Origin of the sequence: Amycolatopsis sp. NPDC026612 (assembly GCF_040638285.1) — a bacterium.
Classification (GTDB): Bacteria; Actinomycetota; Actinomycetes; order Mycobacteriales; family Pseudonocardiaceae; genus Amycolatopsis.
Window position 1 is genome coordinate 25509 of the sequence record NZ_JBEZYB010000050.1, and the last position, 16370, is coordinate 41878.

Here is a 16370-nt window from a genome sequence, read left to right on the forward strand (position 1 = left end):
CCTACGTGAGGTACACGTACTCGTAGTCGATGGGCTTCCCGTTGATGCCCTGCCGCGGCGGCGCCACCCAGCTCGCGATCTTTCCCCGCTCGTACACCGGGCGCATCAGCGAGCGCACGAACGTGAGGTCCTCGGTCGTGGGCAGCCACTTGTTCTTGCCGGCCAGCCAGGTCGCCTCGTCGACGATGGTCCCGTCGGGAGTGACGTGGTGGCCGGAGTTTATGCCGACTTCGCGGTTGAAGCCAGGGTGCGGCAACCGGAACGTGAAGTCGATGCCGGCGTCGGCGAGGATCTTGTTCCAGCGCTTCACGCCGGTCTGGCAGTCGGCCATGTACTCGCTGCGCAGGTCGAGGTTCAGCAGCAGGATCGCCTGCAGCTCCTCGGTCGTCCACGTGCCGTCGCCGCCCGGCCGCTCCAGCGTGCGGGCGTCGTCGGTGAGCTTGTGGTCGTCCTTGCGGCGGGTCTCCTGCCAGCGGCCCTTGAGCCCGGCGGTGTAGTAGTTCGCCGCGTTCGTCGACGTCTCGCTGCCGAACAGGTCCAGCGACACCGTGTAGTGGAAGTTGATGTACTTCTGGATCAGGTTCAACGGGATGCCGCCGTGCGGGCCGATGTCGTACGTGTCGTGCTCGCGGATCAGCTCGGCGCTGCGGAGCACCACGCGGTCGACACCGGTGGTGCCGACCATCATGTGGTGCGCCTCCTCCTTCAGCATGAATTCGCAGGTGCGCGAGAGCGGGTCGAAGGAGCTCTCCTTCAGCGTGCCGAGCTGGTACTTCCCGTCGCGGTCGGTGAAGTAGGTGAACATGTAGAAAGCCAGCCAGTCGGCGGTTTCCTCGTTGAACGCGCCCAGGATGCGGGGGGCGTCCGGGCTGCCGGAGTTGCGCAGCAGCAGCCCTTCGGCCTCGTCACGGCCTTCGCGTCCGAAGTAGGCGTGCAGCAGGTACACCATCGCCCACAGGTGACGGCCCTCTTCGACGTTGACCTGGAACAGGTTCCGCAGGTCGTACAGGCTCGGCGCGGTCAGCCCGAGCAGCTTCTGCTGCTCGACCGACGCCGGCTCGGTGTCACCCTGGATGACGATCAGCCGCTGCAGGTCGGCGCGGTATTCGCCGGGCACCTGCTGCCACACCGGCTCGCCCTGGTGCTCGCCGAAGGCGATCCGCCGGTCGGGGTCGCGCTCGGCGAGGAAGATGCCCCAGCGGTAGTCGGGGACGTTGACGTGGTCGAAGTGCGCCCAGCCTTCGCGGCCCACGCTGACGGCGGTGCGCAGGTAGACCCCCTGCGTCTCCAGCGTCGGGCCCATCTCGCCCCACCAGTGCATGAACTTCGGCTGCCAGCCCTCCAGCGCGCGCTGGAGCCGCCGGTCCTCGGAGAGGTTGACGTTGTTGGGGATCTTCGCGTCGTAGTCGATCTTCCCGGGCATCTGCGCTAGACCCGCTTCCTGTCGAAGACGGCCTTCTGCCCAGTACCGTAGCGGCGCAGCGCGCCTTCCGGTCCGGATGCGTTCGGCCGGGTGAAAATCCAGTTCTGCCAAGCCGCCAGCCGGCCGAAGATCTTGGTCTCGATGGTCTCGGGACCGACGAACCGGTGGTTGGCCTCCATGGCGGTGAGCGCGTCCGGGGACAGCGACGCGCGGCCTTCGAGCGCGATCCGGATTTCGTCCTCCCAGTCGAGGTCGTCCGGGGCGTCGGTGACCAGGCCGAGTTCGACGGCTTCGGCGGCGCTCAACTCGCGGTTCTTTTCGCGCGCGAGCCAGGCCAGGTGGTCTTCGTCGCCGTAGAAGCGGGTCTCGAGGCGGGTCAGGCCGTTGCCCATCGGGAAGGCGCCGAAGTTGGCGTCGGTCAGGCGAAGGGACGCCCGTTCGGCGCTTTCCTCGTCGTCGATCGGCGGCCCGTCCAGGATGTACTGGCGGTCGGCGGCCAGCGCGATCTCCAGCAGCGCGCCGGTGAAGCAGCTGCCGGGCTCGATCAGCGCGATCAGGCTGCGGCTGGTGACGTCGAGGCGTTTGAGCGTGCGCTTGAAGTAGTGCGTGATCTCGTTGGCGAGCCAGTCCTTTTCGCCGAGCACCGCCTGCTCGTGCGCCTGCACCTTCGCGGGGTCGCCCTGGGTCCGCAGGATCCACGTCCCGGTTTCGACTTCGTTGGTGCGCAGCCGCAGGATGGCGTCGTCCAGCTCGCGGGTCATCGCGAGGAACCAGCCGTTCGCGCCCTCTTCGTGCAGGTCACCGGGGTCGTTTTCGGGGCCCTTGATGGTGATCGTGGCCTGGTCACCGGTGACCTCGATGTCGACGTACCGATGTTCGAGCGGGGTCAGCTCGACGCCGTGGTCACCTCGCCGGTCCGACCGGCCGGCGAGTTCCCGCGCCTTCTCGAGGACCTTCTCGCGGAAGCCCTGGCGCGGCACCAGTTCGTCGACCAGGCGCCAGTCGACCGCCGTCTTGCCCTTGACGCCGTCCGGGCGGGTCGCGAAGACGTCGGCGAGGTCGCGCCGGACCCGCCGCTTGTCCACCACGCGGGTCAGGCCACCGGTACCGGGCAGCACACCGAGCAGCGGGACCTCCGGCAGCGCGACGGTCGAGGAGTTGTCGTCGATCAGGAAGATTTTTTCGCAGGCCAGCGCGATCTCGTAGCCGCCGCCGGCGCAGGTGCCGTTGACCGCGGCCACGTAGATCTGGCCGGAGTGCTCGGTGGCGTCCTCCATGCCGTTGCGCGTCTCGTTGGTGAACTTGCAGAAGTTGACCTTCCAGTGGTGCTCCGACGCGGCGAGCATGCGGATGTTCGCGCCGGCGCAGAACACCTTGTCCTTGGCGCTGGTCACGATGACCACGCGGACCTCGGGGTGTTCGAACCGCAGCCGCTGCGTGGCGTCGTACAGCTCGATGTCGACGCCGAGGTCGTAGGAGTTGAGCTTGAGCTCGTACCCCGGGACCAGTCCGCCCTGCTCGTCGACGTCCAGCTCCAGCCAGGCCACCTCCCCGTCGAGCCGGAGGCGCCAGTGGCGGTACTCGTCCGGACGGCGGTCGAAGGCAACCGGTGTGGTGGTGGTCACCCCGCCGATTGTCTACAGCATCTCTACGAACGTCAATGTTGTGTAGAAAGTTGATCTCGCGTGGTCACCCGGTTGAGGGTGGCCCAGGCCCAGGTGAGAAAGACCCACAGCGCGAGCCCGGCCCCGGCGTCGGTGAAGATCGTCGCGAACCAGAACGCGGGGATCCGCGGGACGCCGGTCAGGAAGTGGCCCAGCGTGATCATCCCGGCCAGCGAATAGACCAGCAGGAACGCCAGCGCCCGCGGATACCGGCCCCGACGGTACGCGCGGTAACCGAGCCAGCCGGCCGCCGTGAGCACCACCCAGACGGACGCGACGACGATGCCGCCGGCGAGCGGCGAGACTCCCTGGAGCTGCGGGTAGTCCGCGTACCGGACGGTGTTGTGCGCGTAGTGGATCGTCGTGCTGAGCAGCGAGAAGCCGAGGATCGCGCGAAGCGGCGTCAGTCCCTTGTCCATCCACGCCCCCGACTTGATAGATCGCTCTAGCGAGAGCGACGGTAACGGTCCCGGTCGTGAGTGGCAAGGAGGGTTGGAACCCGACTTACCACTCACGACGGGGTCAGACCAGGTCGATGCGGTGCTGCACCACCGGGTAGCCCGCCTTCGCGAACGCCTTCGCCATCGGGACGTTGCCGACGTCGGTGCCCGCGACGATCCGGTCCGCGCCGTGGGCGACGAGGTCGTGCGTCGCCTCGGCCACCAGGTCGTACGCGTAGCCGCGACCCCGGTGTTCCGGCAGGACGGCGATGTAGCCGACCACCGGGTCGTAGACGTTGCGGCTGGGCAGCGTGAGGCCGACGAGCTCGCCTTCGCGCGTGTACGCCAGCCGCCACCAGTCCCGCGGCGCCGGCATCCACCGCATGATGTCGAGGTCCTCCTGCGCGGCCGCGTCGAGGCCGTGCTCCTCGACGGTCTTGCGCACGTGCGCGTCGAGGCTGCCGACGTGGACGCGCCTGAAGACGTCGAGGATGACGTCGTCGTCCGGTTCCGGCCGGAACTCGAGCCTGCCGGGCTTCTCCGGCAGGCCGTTTTCCGGCGTCCAGCGGAAGCGGTAGCGCTCGACGAGCTTGCGGTAGCCCGCCTTTTCGGCCGCTTCGACGCGGACATCGACTTCGTGCGCCACGTCCGGATCGTCCTGCCACGCGGGCGGCGTGGTCAGCGAAAACTCCGCGCGCAGCGGCGCCGTCTTCAGCAGGTGGACACCCGCGTCGAAGTCGGTGAAGTCGAACCAGTCCAGGGCGATCGGGGTGGCGTCGCCGGGCTTGGCCCACCAGGCGGCGCGGGCCACGACGACGTCGTCGCGCAACGCGACCCACGTCCACTCGGGCCGGTATTCGCCCTTCTTCGCCATCTCGGTGAAGTCGTCGCCGAGCAGCGTGCGGCCGACGAGACCGCGGTCGGGCAGGGACGTGAACAGTGCTTCTTCGCCCGCTTCGAGCGGGCGGATGACCAGTTCGGTCACGGAAATCCTTCCGGGAGTGCGCTCCCGGGGTCAGATACCCGGCACCCTCATACCGGAGTGGGAGCGCGTGATCGATTGCGTGATCATCGGTCCCACCTCCTTTCACCTGGCCGAGGGTGCGTCCACGATCCTAGGGGTTCCGCCGGCGGTGATCAACGGATTTTCTGCAGCACCACTCGCGTACTCAACCGAGGCTCCGCGTAGGAGTGCGAAGCCTCCAGGACGTATTCGCCGGCGATGTGCTGCCAGCCGTCCTGCCAGACCGAGATCGACCGCGGCGCGATCGCGATGTCGGCCTCGACGGACTCGCCAGGCCGGGCTTCGACGCTCGCGAACCCGGCCAGCCAGCGGCGCGGCCGGTCGCCGCGTTCGGTCGGGACCAGGTAGAGCTGGACGACTTCGCGCCCCTTGCGGGTGCCCGTGTTGCGCACGCGGACCCGGACGCGGGCGCCGCCTTCGTCGTCCGGACTGGCGTCGAGTTCTTCGTACACCCAGGTCGTGTAGCCCCGGCCGTGGCCGAACCAGTACGCGGGCTGCCGGTCGGTGCGGGCCCAGGCGCCGTAGCCGATGTGCACGCCCTCGTCGTATTCGAGGACGCCTCCCTCCGGCGTCACGTTGGTGATCGGCGCGTCTTCCAGCTTCGCGGGCCAGGTCGTCGGCAGGCGGCCGCCGGGCTCTTCGCGGCCGAAGAGGACATCGGCGAGCGCGTCGCCGCCGGCCTGGCCGGGGAACCAGGTGAGCAGCACCGCGGCGACGTCGTCGCGCCACGGCATCTCCACCGGCGAGCCCGCGTTGACGACCACGACGGTGTTCCGGTTCGCTTCGGCGACCCGCGTGACGAGTTCGTCCTGGCGGCCCGGCAGGGCGAGGGAAGTCCGGTCGAAGCCTTCGCTTTCGACCTCGGCGGTCGTCCCGACCACGACGACGGCGACTTCCGACCTTCCCGCCAGTGCCACGGCTTCTTCGAGGCTCGCGTCCGGGTCGAGGACCGGGCCGCGGTGGCCGAGCGCGAAGGTGACCCAGGCGAACGTGCCCCGGGCGAACTCCGCCATCTCCGACGGGATCCAGTAGGTCAGGCTGACGTCGACCGGCTCGCCCGCGGTCAGCTCGACCTCCCGCCGCTGCTCGTGCACCTGCATGATGGACGTGAAGATGTCCCCGCCCTCCGGCAGGTTCACACCGTCGAAGAGGGTCTGGCCGGCGACGGTGAGGCGGAGGTCGCCGGGGCCGGTGACGCCGAAGGTGTGCGTGCCGCTTTGCTCCGGGAGGAACGTGCCGGCGATCTCGACCGAGGCGAGCGTGCCGATGTCGAGCCCGGCCGGCAGTTCGCCGATCCAGTCGATCCTGGCTTTGCGCAAGGAGAATTCGGCGAGTTCGGTGCCGTCGGCGGCGCGGGCGGTCGCGCGGAGCCGGAAACTGTCGGTGACATCCGGGGCTCCGCCCCAGGTCGGGGGCTTCGCCACCCGAGGCCCCCAAGAAATGTCGGTGGCGGTCGGTAACGTCATCCGCGGATCGGCACCGGGGGCGTAGGCGAGCTCGGTGCCCGGGGGAACGGCCGCTTTCAGGCCGTCGAGAGGGGAGACGACGTGGTCGGGAAACACGGTGGCACTGCCGCCGCCAAGGATCTTCGGGTCCGCGGCGAGCGCACCGATGAGCGCGATGCTCTGCGGGTTCCGCAGGGGCAGCACGCCGGTTTCGTTGCGGAGCAACACGAACGACCGGTGCGCGACCTCGCGCGCGACCGCTTCACCGTCCAGATCGGACGATCCGGGGCCCGGGCTCCCGCCGAGCGCGCCGGTCCGGTGGGCGAGCAGGAGCACGCGGCGCACCATGTCGTCGACGACTTCGGAGCTCACTTCGCCGCCGCGCACGGCTTCGGCGAGTCGCTCGCCGAACACGGTGCGGGGGCCGGGCATGGCCACGTCGAGGCCGCCGTTGGCGGAGGTGACGGTGTCACGCGCGGCCAGCCAGTCGGAGACGACGAAGCCGTCGAAGCCCCACTCGCCGCGCAGCACGCCGTTGAGCAGCTCGGCGTGCTGGGTCATCGTGACGCCGTTGACGCTGTTGTAGGCGGCCATGATCCCCCACGGCTTCGCGCGCCGGACGATGAGTTCGAACGGCGCGAGGTAGAGCTCGCGCAGCGCGCGCTCGCCCAGGTGCACGTCGACGGTGAAGCGTTCGGTCTCGAAGTCGTTGGCGACGAAGTGCTTGACCGTGACGGCGACCCCGCCGTCCTGCACGCCGGTGACGTAGCCGGCGCCGATCATCCCGGTGAGGAGCGGGTCTTCGGAGTAGCACTCGAAGTGCCGGCCGCCCAGCGGCGAACGCTGGAGGTTGACCGTCGGCGCGAGCAGCACGTGCACACCCTTGCGCCGGGCCTCCTGCGCGAGCAGGCGGCCGACGCGCACGGCCAGCCGCGGGTCCCAGCTCGCGGCGAGCGCCGTCGGGCTGGGCAGGGTCACCGAGGGGTCGTCCGGGCTCCACCGCACCCCGCGGACGCCGACCGGGCCGTCGGAGAGGACCAGCGAGGCGAGCCCGATCCGCGGCAGCGCGGGGAGGGACCAGACGTCCTGCCCGGCGAGCAGCCTCGTCTTGGCGTCCAGGTCGAGCTCGGCCAGCAGCGCTTCGACGTCGAAGCTCATGCGCACCCTCCGTGTCGGTCCTGGCGTCACTCTACCTGGCGCCGAGCAGTGAAAGTTATGATTCCGTGATCATTTCTCCCGTACGCTCGGGATCATGACCCGGGCCAGGGGCGCCGACCGCCGAGCCAGCATCGTCCGAGCGGCGTTCGAGGTTATCGCCGAACGCGGCTATCGCGGTACTTCGCTGGCCGCCGTCGCCGAGCGCGTGGGACTGACGCAGCAGGGGCTGATGCACTACTTCCCCACCAAGGACCACCTGCTGACGGCGGTGCTGGAGACCCGGGACGAGTGGGACCTGCTGCACTTCGGCCACGCTCCGGCTGGCGACCCCTCGGCGATGACGGTGAACCAGCTGGCGGACCTCGTCGACTACAACGCCACCCGGCCGGGCATCGTCCAGACGTACACGGTGCTCTCGGCGGACAGCGTCACGGACGACCACCCGGCGCGGCAGTACTTCCACGACCGCTACGCCCGGGTCCGGGCAGGCATGACCCAGATGCTCGAACGCCACCGCGACGAGCTCCCGCCGGGCACCACCCCGGAACAGCTGGCCCCGATCGCGGTCGCCGTCCTCGACGGCCTCCAGCTGCAGTGGCTCCTCGACCCGGCGGAGGTCGACATGTCCGCCGGGTTCCGCTCGTTCCTGACGCTGCTGGGGATCAAGCCGGACTGACGCTCAGCGCATGCCCACGCTCTGCCGCTCGGGCTCGATGAGCGCGACGACCCGCACCTGGTCGCGCGAATAGGGCCCGCCGATGTACTTGGCCGCGATCCGGTCGACGATCGCCCAGGCGGCGTCGCCCTCGACCCACTCGGCGACCCGGCCCCGGATGATCACCGGCTCGAACGGGTTGTCCGGCGGGGTCAGGGAGAGCGCGACCCGCGGGTCGCGCCGCAGGTTGCGGGCCTTGCGCGAGTCCGGGCCGGTGAGGATGGCGATGCGGTCACCTTCGGGGTCGACCCAGACCGGGACGACGTGGGGTGCGCCGTCGGGCAGGACGGTGGCGAGGTGACCGATCGCGGTGGTGGCGAGGATGCGGCGGACGTCGGCGTCGAGCATGGTGGTCGGCTCCTTTGACGGGATGGGGTGAGGGGTTCAGGCGACGGCGTAGTGGAGGTGGGTGACACCGGGCGCGGGAACGGCCTCGACGAGACTCAGGTGCACGTGCGAGGGCAGTTCCCCGAAGAAGGGCCGGCCGCCACCCAGCAGGACCGGCACCTGGTGGAGGACGATTTCGTCGACGAGGCCGGCCTGCAGTGCCGAGGTCAGGACCCCGGCGCCCATGAGGCCGACGTCCTTGCCACCGGCCGCCTCCTTGGCCGCCGCGATCGCGTCCTCGATGGTGCCGGCGAGGGTCTGCCGCTCGGTCAGCTCCGGCGCTGGCCGGTGGCTGACGAGGAAGAGCGGGGCGTCCGGGTGCGGGCTGCCGCCGCCGAAGTGCGCCGAGTCTTCGTAGGTGGTGCGGCCCGCGACGACCGCGCCCACCCGCTCGGCGAAGGCGTCGAAGACGCGGGCGCTCGGTGCGCTGAGCTTGAAGGAGCCGAAGACCCGGCTCGGGGTGTCCCCGTCGGTGTACCAGTCGAAGAGCGTCCCGCCGTCGCCGAGACCGCGGCCGGGACCGGCGCCGCGGCCGGTGACGTACCCGTCGACCGACACGGCGTGGGCGCTGAAGACCTTGCTCATCGTGGCGTTCCCTTCTGGGTTCCTTCAGGAGACTCCAGAACCGTAGCAGTTGAAGTTCCTTGAGGGAACCCCCGACTGCTAGGCTGGATTCATGCAGCGGACGCACTTCAGCGAACTGGCCGCGTGCTCGATCGCGCGCACGCTCGACGTGATCGGGGAACCCTGGTCACCCCTGATCCTGCGGGACATCTGGGCCGGGTTCAACCGGTTCGAGCAGCTCCAGGCGGACCTCGGCATCTCGCGCAAGGTCCTCACCGAGCGACTGAACCACTTGGTCGACAAGGAGATCCTCGAACGCCGCCCGTACGACCGGCGGCCGCGGCACGAGTACGTCCTGACCGAGAAGGGCACCGAACTGGTCGACATGCTGATGGTGATGACCCGCTGGGGCGACAAGTGGCTGGCGGGCGAGGCCGGGCCGCCGGTGCTCTACCGCCACCACGCGTGCGGTGCCGTCAGCACCGTCGAGCTGAGCTGCGCCCACTGCGGCGAGCCGATGCACGCGGGCGACGTCGACCTGCTGGCCGGCCCGGGTGCGGCCGGCTGAGCGCCCGTTACGGCAACCGCTGCTGCGCCAGGACTTCCCGCAACCGCCGCAACGTCCGCAGCGTCGTCTCCAGATCCTCCTGCGGCACCTCGGCCGCCACGTCCTCCGCCCACTGGGCCTGCGCCGCCCCCAATGCGCGCAACGCGTCCTTCGCCCGCCGCGTCAACGACAACAACGGCGCCCGCGCGTCGGCCGGATTCGGCAGGCGGTCGAGCATTCCGTTGCGCAGCAAGCGGTTCACCGTCTCCTGCACGCTCTGCCGGCGCAACCCGCGGCGGCGCGACACGTCCGCGGCCGTCGCCGGGCCGTCTTCGAGGAAACCGAGGACCTGCCACTGGGCCGCGGTCAGCCCGACCGGCGCGGTCAGGGCGTCGCCCGCGGCGAGGAAACCGCCGTTGCACGCGAAGACCGCGTCGATCACGCGGGTGAACGTCTCGGCTCGATGCGACCGCATGCGTGCTAGCCTCGCACATCGACAGGCACCTGTCGAATTGGAGACGACCATGGACATGCCCCGCCTCGGCCCCGCGCACGGTGCGCTGAAAGCGTTCGTCGGTGACTGGACCGGCACCGAGGAACTCGCCGCTTCGCCGTGGGCACCGGCCTCGACCGCGCACGCGGACTGCGAATACCGCTTGGCGCTCAACGGTTTCGCCGTGCTCCAGCACTACCGGCAGCGCCGCGAAGACGGGACGGAGTTCCTCGGCCACAACGTGTTCACGGCCGATCCGGACACCGGCGAAACGCTCTGGTACGGCTTCGACAGCTATGGTTTTCCGCCCGAGTCGCCCGCCCGCGGCCGCTGGACGGGAGCGACGCTGACCCTGGAGAAGAAGACCGCGCGCGGGGTGGCCCGGCACCGGCTCACCCCGGACGACAGGACGCTGACGCACGAGATCGACGTCCGGATGGGTGAAACCGGTGCGTTCAGCCCGTTCCTGCGCGCGCGGTACACCCGGAAAGACCAGTAGCGGGCCAGAAACTGTCGGACCCCCGGAGTACAGATGAAGACGTGCCCAGATCCGCCGAGACCACCGCCACGGACCCGCCCCCGCTGATCGGGGTGGAGAACATGAAGATGCCCGAGTGGGCCCGCGTAGACGAACGCGTGGCCGCCGCGGGCTTCGGCCAGGCCGTGCGCGCGCTGCCCACCGCGATCTCGGTCGTGCTGCGGCTGGCGTGGCGGACGTCGCCGCGGCTGACCCTGCTGGCCGCCGTCGTGCACGTCCTCTCGGGTTGTGTCACGGCGTTCGGGCTGCTCGCCACCGCGAACGTGTTCACCGCCCTGCTCGAACAGGGCCCCACCCCGGACCGCGTGCTGCAGTCGCTGCCGGCGATCGCGGTCGTCACCGGGTCGTACGCCGCGCGCGCGTTGCTGGACGCGGCCGTCGCCGCCGTCGAGGGCGCGCTGCGGCCGCGGGTCACCGCGGCGGCGGACGACGCGGTGACGGCCGCGGTCGTGCGCGTCGGGCTGATCGCGTTCGAGGACGCGGACTTCCGGGAACTGGCGCGGCAGGGCGCCCGGTTCGGGGTGCGGGCCATCGAGACGAGCTTGCGCCGGCTGGCCGACCTGACGTCGTCGGTGATCTCGCTGGCGGCGGCGATGATCACGGCCGGGCTGCTCAACCCGTGGCTGGCCCCGGTGCTGCTGCTGGCCGCGGCGGCCGACGGCTGGGCCGCCGCGCGCGTCGCGAAGCTGAACTACCGGCACTTCCTGGACACCGTCGGGCGCAACATCCGCAAGTCGATCGTCGAAGAGGTCGCCACCTGGCGCTCGATGGCCCTCGAACGGCACGCCCTGACGTTGCAGGAGCCCTTGCTCGGCGAGTACCGGCGCATCTCGCGCAGCCTCACGCGCGAGGAGATCCGGCTGGCGCACCGGAGCAACCTGGTCCGCACCACCGGGCGGGCGGCGGCCGGTTCGGGCACCGCCGTCGCGTACCTCGTGCTCGGCTGGCTGCTCTACAGCGGCACGATGGAACTGGCGCTGGCCGGCACGGCGGTGCTGGCGATGCGCACGGCGTCGACGGCGCTGTCCAACACCATGCGCGCGGTCAACTCGCTGTACGAAGACTCCTTCTACATCGGGTTCTACAACCAGCTGCTCGTGGAGTCCGGGAAGCGGCAGCCGCCGCCGACGGCGGTGACCGCGCCCGCCGACCCCGCGGAGATCCGGCTGGCGGGCGTCACGTTCACCTACCCCGGCCGCGAAACCCCGGCACTGCGGGACATCTCGGTGACGATCCGGCGCGGCGAGGTGGTCGCGCTCGTCGGCGAGAACGGCTCGGGCAAGACCACCCTCGGCAAGCTGCTCACCGGGCTCTACCCGCCGGACGAGGGCAGCGTCCACTGGGACGACGTCGACCTCGCACAGGCCGATCCGGCGTCGGTGCACGCGAACATCGCCGTGATCGCGCAGGAGCCGGCGGAGTGGCCGATGACCGCGGCGAACAACATCACGGTCGGGCGCCTCGGCCGGCCGGACCCGGATCGGCAGGCGTGGCGCGAAGCGATCGACTACTCGGGCGCGGACGAGGTGATCGATTCCCTGCCCGCCAAGGAGAACACGGTCCTGTCGAAGAAGTTCGACGAGGGCCACGACCTGTCCGGCGGCCAGTGGCAGCGCATGGGCATCGCCCGCGGCATCTACCGCGACGCCTCGGTGCTGGTGGCCGACGAGCCGACGGCGGCGCTCGACGCCCGCGCCGAAGCCCGGGTGTTCGCCGGGCTCCAGCACGCGAGCAGGTCGGACCGCGGGCGTCGCACGACGGTCCTGGTGACGCACCGGCTGGCCAACATCCGGTCGGCGGACCGGATCCTGGTGCTGGAGAAAGGCAGGCTGATCGAAGAAGGCACCCACGACGAGCTGATCCGCGCGGGCGGGGTCTACCACGAGCTGTACGAGATCCAGGCCCGCGCCTACCGGAACGGGGGCCCGTGACCGAGCACCTGGCGCGCCCGCGGGTCAGACGGAGAGGGTGATCGAGCCGAGGTGGGAGAAGTGGGCCGCGATGCGGGAGCCGCGGCGGACCGGGACCGCGTCCGTCATGCCGCCGGTCAGGACCAGCCACCCCGCCTCCAGGGCCAGGCCACGCGCGGCCAGGGCGTTCGCCGCCAGTGCCAGTGCTTCCGCCGGGTGGCCCTGGACCGCCGCTCCCGTGGCCGTGTCCACGATCTGGCCGTCGACCTCCAGGAGCGTGGCCTCCAGCGAAAGGTCCAGCCGGGCCGGCGGCAGCCCGACCGGGCCGACGCTGAAGTACGCCGACGAGCCGTTGTCCGCCACCGCGTCCGGGAGCGTGAAGCGGTAGTCCGCGTACCGGCTGTCGATGACCTCGATGCCGCCGTACACGCGGTCGACCGCGGCCATCGCCGTCGCCGCCGTCACGCCGGGGCCCGCCAACGGACGCCCGAGCACGAAGACCAGTTCCGGCTCGGCACGCGGGTGGATCAGCGTGTCGTGCGGCAGCGGCACGCCTGCCGGCAGCACCATCGCGTCGGTCAGCCAGCCCAGCAACGGCGCGTCGATGCCCATCCGCTGCTGCTTGGCCCGGGAAGTCAGGCCCAGCTTCACCCCGACCAGCGTCTCGCCGCGGGCCCGGCGCTGCCGAAGCGCCTCGTCCTGGATCGCGTACGCCGTGTTGACGTCCAGACCCGGCCAGACCTCCGAAAGCGGCGCGCGCTCCGAAAGCGTCCCCAGGAGAGCGGCGGCCGCTTCGCGCACGTTCATGATTCCTCCGAGAAGACCGCGGTGACGCTGCCGACCCCGGCGATCGTGGTGACGATCGTGTCGCCCGGCGACACCGGGATCGCCCGGGTCATCGACCCCGGCAGCACGACGTGCCCGGGTTCGAGGGTGACGCCGAGCGGGCCGACCGTGTTCGCCAGCCACACCAGCGAGTTCAGCGGCGACCCCAGCACCGCACCGCCTGCACCGGTCGCCGCCACCGACCCGTTCTGGTACAGGATGCAGCCGGCGAGCCGCAGGTCGGCGTCGCGCAACGAGACCGGGCTGCTCCCCAGCACCACCCCGCCGGACGACGCGTTGTCCGCGATGGTGTCGAACAGCGAGATCTTCCAGTCCTGGATGCGGGAATCGACGATCTCCAGCGACGGCAGCACGAATTCGACGGCCCGCACGGCGTCGGCGACCGTGACGCCCGGGCCGCGCAGGGCCGAACCGAGCACGAACGCGATCTCCGGCTCGATCCGCGGCTGCAGGAACGCCGACGTCGGGATGGGCTGGTGCTCCAGGTGGAACATGCTGCCGGTGAGGTGCCCGTAGTCGGGCTGGTCGACGCCCATCTGCCGCTGCATCGCCGCCGACGCGAGGCCGACCTTGTGCCCGCGGACGGCGTCACCGCCTTCGACCCAGTGCCGCACCTGCTCCTGCTGGATCCGGTACGCGTCCTCGATCCCCGCGTCCGGGTAGGTCTTGATCAGCGGCTCGATCGGCTCGCGTGTGGCATAAGCCCGCGCCAGTACGGCGGCGGCCTCCTGCACCTTGCTGACGTCCACGCGGGGAACTCTGCCGTGCGCGCCCGTCCCGCACAAGCTTCAGTGTTCCACCCAGTGGAACTCTCGCCAGTCAATCTCTTGCGCGCAAGATAATAGCGGCGTACCGTTCGAGAGACCACCAGGAAGGGACGTGAGGGACATGGCACCGACCCAGGCCGAGGTCACCGAGCTCGCCGGAATCCGCGACGCGCTGCGCGAGCGCCACCTGCACCCGGCGGCCGAACGCCCGGCGACGAACGGCCGCGGCATCCACCACACCGCGCTGATCTCCAGCGACGTCGCGCGGACCATCGAGTTCTACCAGGACATCCTCGGCTTCCCCCTCACCGAACTGATCGAAAACCGGGACTACCCCGGCTCCAGCCACTTCTTCTTCGACGTCGGCAACGGCAACGCGGTCGCGTTCTTCGACCTGCCCGGGCTGGACCTCGGCCCGTACGCGGAAGTCCTGGGTGGACTGCACCACCTGGCCCTGTCCGTCGAGCCGGACCGGTGGAGCGCCATCAAGGACAAGCTGGACGCCGCCGGGGTCGACTACCTCTTGGAGAGCAAGACGTCCATCTACCTGGCCGACCCCGACGGCGCCCGCATCGAGCTGATCTCCGACCCGCTCGGCGAGATGTACGGCGAGAAGATCGGCTGAAAGCGTGGTCCCGGGCGGCGCCCGGCAACTAGCCTGTGCGCGACGTCTGGAGGTCCGATGGCCGACTGGTCGCTCTCCCGCGCGAAGGCCCGGCTCGATCACCGCGAGCAGCTCGACGAACTCACCGCGCGCACCCGCTTCGAGGTGCGGCTGCACCTGAACGAGCCGGTGACGAACGGCGCGTACGACGAGCTCACGAGCATCTTCGCCATCGGCCACGCCGAGTGCGCGGCCCTGCTGGCGCACCACAGACTGCTGCCGTGGTGGGAGCGCGCACTGCTGTTCCGCTACGCGCGGCGCCTGCACGGCAAGGCGATCACCCGCAGCGTCGGCGCAGTTCCCTCCGCGGCTTTCGGGGGTCCAGCGGGCTCACCCCCGGCCGGCCTCCCGGGCTCGTACCCGGCGGCGATGCAGGGCTCGACTCCCGCCGGGATCCGGGGCTCCGCCCCGGAAGGCACCGCGGCGCCCCTGGTCGCGCGCGCGTTCGGCGCCGAGATCGCGGAACTGGCCCCCGGCTCCGGGGACACCGGCGCGAAGTACGACCTGCAGGGCCGCGGCCTGCTGACCGTGTTCCGGATCGCGATCGGCGCCACGGGCGCAACCTGGCCGGACCGCCACGAAGTGGCCACGACGTCCGCCCGCAACATCCTGACCTGCGCCGCGACCTTCGCCCGCCGGAAGCCGTGGCACGTGCTCTGGCCGGTCTACCGCGTGCGCGGCCTGCGGCTTTGGAAGCTTTGAGTCCCTCCGCGCGTTCCACCGGCATGAACGCAGAGGAAATCCTCGCCGGCGCGAACACCGTCGCCGTCGTCGGTCTGAGCCGTGATCCGGCCAAGGCCGCGCACAGCGTCCCGGCCGTCCTGCAGGCGCACGGCTTCCGGATCATCCCGGTGCACCCGACCGCGACCGAGCTGCTCGGCGAAAAGGTCTACCGGTCGCTGAAGGACATCCCGGAGCCGGTGGACCTCGTCGACGTCTTCCGGCCTTCGCCCGAGGCGCCCGGCATCGCCCGGGACGCCGTCGAAATCGGCGCCAAGGCGCTGTGGCTGCAGCAGGGCATCGTCTCCGCGGAAGCGCGCCGCATCGCCGAAGAGGGCGGGCTCGCCTACGTCGAGAACCGCTGCACCGCCGTGGTCCGCGCGACAGCCGCGATCTCCAAGAACTAGGCAAACCCTCACCAGCTCCAGCGGAAGCACGTCCGCCGGTCGAGGAAGCTGTACGCGGGTAGCGGCCCGAGCCAGTCGGCCTGGACGCCGCCGCTACGGCCGAGCCCGGCGACGGCGTCCCGGACGATCAGCAGGTCGCCCAGCCCGACCAGGAACGCCCACCGCTCGTCGGCGCTCTCGCCCGCCGGGAGCGCCACCGAGTCGTGGGCCCGATCGGCGACCTCCGCGAGCAGCACGTCCGAGCGGGCCGCCCGCCACGGCGACCCGGGTCCGGTGAACCGCAGGCAGACGTGGACCTCGGCCAGGCCGTCGAGCCGGTCGAGGTCGGTGCGGTAGGTGTCGGCGGCCGGGGCGAGCACCTCGGTGCGGACGGCATCTTCGTCTTCGGCCACCGTGCCGAACCGCACCGGCAGCACCGGGCCGCCCTCGACGAGCGCGGACACCACCGCCAGGTGCGCCGCCGGGTCGGGATCGGCGGGCGCCTCGCCGACGACCATCGCCAGGTCTTCCCAGCAGACCGTGCGCGGCACCCGCGGGTGCCCGGCCCGGACGACGCCGTAGAGCTGCAGCGTCACGGCCGGCCGACCGGGACGACGGGGTCCACCGGCACCGCGGGCGTCGGCGGCGGGGTCCAGCCGCGGCCCTGCGTGCCGGCGCG

The 16370-nt window shown here is 70.8% G+C and carries 18 protein-coding genes; 7 read left to right on the forward strand and 11 right to left on the reverse strand.

Annotation, left to right across the window (positions count from 1 at the left end):
- Position 1 precedes the first annotated feature (1 nt).
- The 5 genes from boxB to AB0F15_RS32205 all read right to left on the reverse strand — a co-directional run bounded on the left by boxB (position 2) and on the right by AB0F15_RS32205 (position 7154).
- Positions 2–1423 (reverse strand): benzoyl-CoA 2,3-epoxidase subunit BoxB, encoded by a 1422-nt coding sequence (gene boxB, locus AB0F15_RS32185; RefSeq protein WP_360278583.1) that lies wholly within the window; start codon positions 1421–1423, stop codon positions 2–4.
- A 5-nt stretch (positions 1424–1428) separates the two neighbouring features.
- Entirely contained in the window at positions 1429–3048 is a 1620-nt protein-coding gene (gene boxC / locus AB0F15_RS32190) for a 2,3-epoxybenzoyl-CoA dihydrolase (protein ID WP_360278586.1), read from the reverse strand.
- Between the two features lie 32 nt (positions 3049–3080).
- Positions 3081–3506 carry a hypothetical protein gene (locus tag AB0F15_RS32195; protein WP_360278589.1) on the reverse strand — a complete coding sequence of 142 codons (426 nt, stop codon included), beginning with the start codon at positions 3504–3506 and terminating at the stop codon, positions 3081–3083.
- A gap of 103 nt (positions 3507–3609) precedes the next feature.
- Complete coding sequence (locus tag AB0F15_RS32200; protein WP_360278592.1) at positions 3610–4512, reverse strand: GNAT family N-acetyltransferase; 903 nt, start codon at positions 4510–4512, stop codon at positions 3610–3612.
- Between the two features lie 152 nt (positions 4513–4664).
- A complete protein-coding gene (locus AB0F15_RS32205; RefSeq protein ID WP_360278595.1) occupies positions 4665–7154 on the reverse strand; it encodes a glycoside hydrolase family 3 C-terminal domain-containing protein in 2490 nt (829 codons plus the stop codon).
- Positions 7155–7248: 94 nt separating this feature from the next.
- Here AB0F15_RS32205 and AB0F15_RS32210 point away from each other — a divergent pair, with 94 nt between their 5' ends.
- On the forward strand, positions 7249–7830 hold the full coding sequence (locus AB0F15_RS32210; protein ID WP_360278598.1) for a TetR/AcrR family transcriptional regulator: 582 nt from the start codon (positions 7249–7251) through the stop codon (positions 7828–7830).
- A gap of 3 nt (positions 7831–7833) precedes the next feature.
- Here AB0F15_RS32210 and AB0F15_RS32215 read toward each other — a convergent pair whose 3' ends face one another.
- Together AB0F15_RS32215 and AB0F15_RS32220 are read right to left on the reverse strand one after the other, a co-directional pair.
- A complete protein-coding gene (locus AB0F15_RS32215; RefSeq protein WP_360278601.1) occupies positions 7834–8217 on the reverse strand; it encodes a PPOX class F420-dependent oxidoreductase in 384 nt (127 codons plus the stop codon).
- Positions 8218–8253: 36 nt separating this feature from the next.
- Complete coding sequence (locus tag AB0F15_RS32220; RefSeq protein ID WP_360278604.1) at positions 8254–8841, reverse strand: dihydrofolate reductase family protein; 588 nt, start codon at positions 8839–8841, stop codon at positions 8254–8256.
- 91 nt (positions 8842–8932) lie between these two features.
- On the opposite strand from AB0F15_RS32220, the gene AB0F15_RS32225 reads away from it, so the two are divergent.
- Positions 8933–9388, forward strand: a complete 456-nt coding sequence (locus tag AB0F15_RS32225; RefSeq protein WP_360278607.1) for a helix-turn-helix domain-containing protein — start codon at positions 8933–8935, stop codon at positions 9386–9388.
- Between the two features lie 7 nt (positions 9389–9395).
- On the opposite strand, the gene AB0F15_RS32230 is transcribed toward AB0F15_RS32225, so the two are convergent.
- Positions 9396–9842: a MarR family winged helix-turn-helix transcriptional regulator gene (locus AB0F15_RS32230; protein WP_360278610.1), complete on the reverse strand. Its 447-nt coding sequence runs from the start codon at positions 9840–9842 to the stop codon at positions 9396–9398.
- A gap of 49 nt (positions 9843–9891) precedes the next feature.
- Here AB0F15_RS32230 and AB0F15_RS32235 point away from each other — a divergent pair, with 49 nt between their 5' ends.
- Together AB0F15_RS32235 and AB0F15_RS32240 are read left to right on the forward strand one after the other, a co-directional pair.
- The gene (locus AB0F15_RS32235; protein WP_360278613.1) at positions 9892–10359 is read left to right on the forward strand and encodes a DUF1579 family protein; all 468 of its coding nucleotides are present in this window, start codon (positions 9892–9894) and stop codon (positions 10357–10359) included.
- Between the two features lie 101 nt (positions 10360–10460).
- A complete protein-coding gene (locus AB0F15_RS32240; protein WP_360278676.1) occupies positions 10461–12329 on the forward strand; it encodes an ABC transporter ATP-binding protein in 1869 nt (622 codons plus the stop codon).
- Between the two features lie 24 nt (positions 12330–12353).
- Here the strand turns inward: AB0F15_RS32240 and AB0F15_RS32245 are convergent, their stop codons facing one another.
- Both AB0F15_RS32245 and AB0F15_RS32250 read right to left on the reverse strand, forming a co-directional pair.
- Positions 12354–13115, reverse strand: a complete 762-nt coding sequence (locus AB0F15_RS32245) for a fumarylacetoacetate hydrolase family protein (protein ID WP_360278616.1) — start codon at positions 13113–13115, stop codon at positions 12354–12356.
- Positions 13112–13903 carry a fumarylacetoacetate hydrolase family protein gene (locus AB0F15_RS32250; RefSeq protein ID WP_360278619.1) on the reverse strand — a complete coding sequence of 264 codons (792 nt, stop codon included), beginning with the start codon at positions 13901–13903 and terminating at the stop codon, positions 13112–13114. The genes AB0F15_RS32245 and AB0F15_RS32250 overlap by 4 nt, the downstream gene beginning before the upstream one ends.
- Before the next feature lie 139 nt (positions 13904–14042).
- On the opposite strand from AB0F15_RS32250, the gene AB0F15_RS32255 reads away from it, so the two are divergent.
- From AB0F15_RS32255 to AB0F15_RS32265, 3 genes are read left to right on the forward strand one after another with little or no spacing between them, the layout of a single operon-like run.
- Positions 14043–14546, forward strand: a complete 504-nt coding sequence (locus AB0F15_RS32255) for a VOC family protein (protein WP_360278622.1) — start codon at positions 14043–14045, stop codon at positions 14544–14546.
- A gap of 57 nt (positions 14547–14603) precedes the next feature.
- Positions 14604–15287, forward strand: a complete 684-nt coding sequence (locus AB0F15_RS32260; RefSeq protein ID WP_360278625.1) for a hypothetical protein — start codon at positions 14604–14606, stop codon at positions 15285–15287.
- 23 nt (positions 15288–15310) lie between these two features.
- A complete protein-coding gene (locus tag AB0F15_RS32265; protein WP_360278628.1) occupies positions 15311–15712 on the forward strand; it encodes a CoA-binding protein in 402 nt (133 codons plus the stop codon).
- Positions 15713–15720: 8 nt separating this feature from the next.
- Here AB0F15_RS32265 and AB0F15_RS32270 read toward each other — a convergent pair whose 3' ends face one another.
- A complete protein-coding gene (locus AB0F15_RS32270; RefSeq protein ID WP_360278631.1) occupies positions 15721–16287 on the reverse strand; it encodes a GvpL/GvpF family gas vesicle protein in 567 nt (188 codons plus the stop codon).
- Positions 16288–16370 lie beyond the last annotated feature (83 nt).

Coding starts and splice junctions, on each gene's coding strand:
- boxB (WP_360278583.1), bottom strand. CDS start 1,423: ATGCCCGGGAAGATCGACTACGACGCGAAGATCCCCAACAACGTCAAC.
- AB0F15_RS32195 (WP_360278589.1), bottom strand. CDS start 3,506: ATGGACAAGGGACTGACGCCGCTTCGCGCGATCCTCGGCTTCTCGCTG.
- AB0F15_RS32205 (WP_360278595.1), bottom strand. CDS start 7,154: ATGAGCTTCGACGTCGAAGCGCTGCTGGCCGAGCTCGACCTGGACGCC.
- AB0F15_RS32210 (WP_360278598.1), top strand. CDS start 7,249: ATGACCCGGGCCAGGGGCGCCGACCGCCGAGCCAGCATCGTCCGAGCG.
- AB0F15_RS32215 (WP_360278601.1), bottom strand. CDS start 8,217: ATGCTCGACGCCGACGTCCGCCGCATCCTCGCCACCACCGCGATCGGT.
- AB0F15_RS32220 (WP_360278604.1), bottom strand. CDS start 8,841: ATGAGCAAGGTCTTCAGCGCCCACGCCGTGTCGGTCGACGGGTACGTC.
- AB0F15_RS32225 (WP_360278607.1), top strand. CDS start 8,933: ATGCAGCGGACGCACTTCAGCGAACTGGCCGCGTGCTCGATCGCGCGC.
- AB0F15_RS32230 (WP_360278610.1), bottom strand. CDS start 9,842: ATGCGGTCGCATCGAGCCGAGACGTTCACCCGCGTGATCGACGCGGTC.
- AB0F15_RS32235 (WP_360278613.1), top strand. CDS start 9,892: ATGGACATGCCCCGCCTCGGCCCCGCGCACGGTGCGCTGAAAGCGTTC.
- AB0F15_RS32240 (WP_360278676.1), top strand. CDS start 10,461: ATGAAGATGCCCGAGTGGGCCCGCGTAGACGAACGCGTGGCCGCCGCG.
- AB0F15_RS32245 (WP_360278616.1), bottom strand. CDS start 13,115: ATGAACGTGCGCGAAGCGGCCGCCGCTCTCCTGGGGACGCTTTCGGAG.
- AB0F15_RS32255 (WP_360278622.1), top strand. CDS start 14,043: ATGGCACCGACCCAGGCCGAGGTCACCGAGCTCGCCGGAATCCGCGAC.
- AB0F15_RS32260 (WP_360278625.1), top strand. CDS start 14,604: ATGGCCGACTGGTCGCTCTCCCGCGCGAAGGCCCGGCTCGATCACCGC.
- AB0F15_RS32265 (WP_360278628.1), top strand. CDS start 15,311: ATGAACGCAGAGGAAATCCTCGCCGGCGCGAACACCGTCGCCGTCGTC.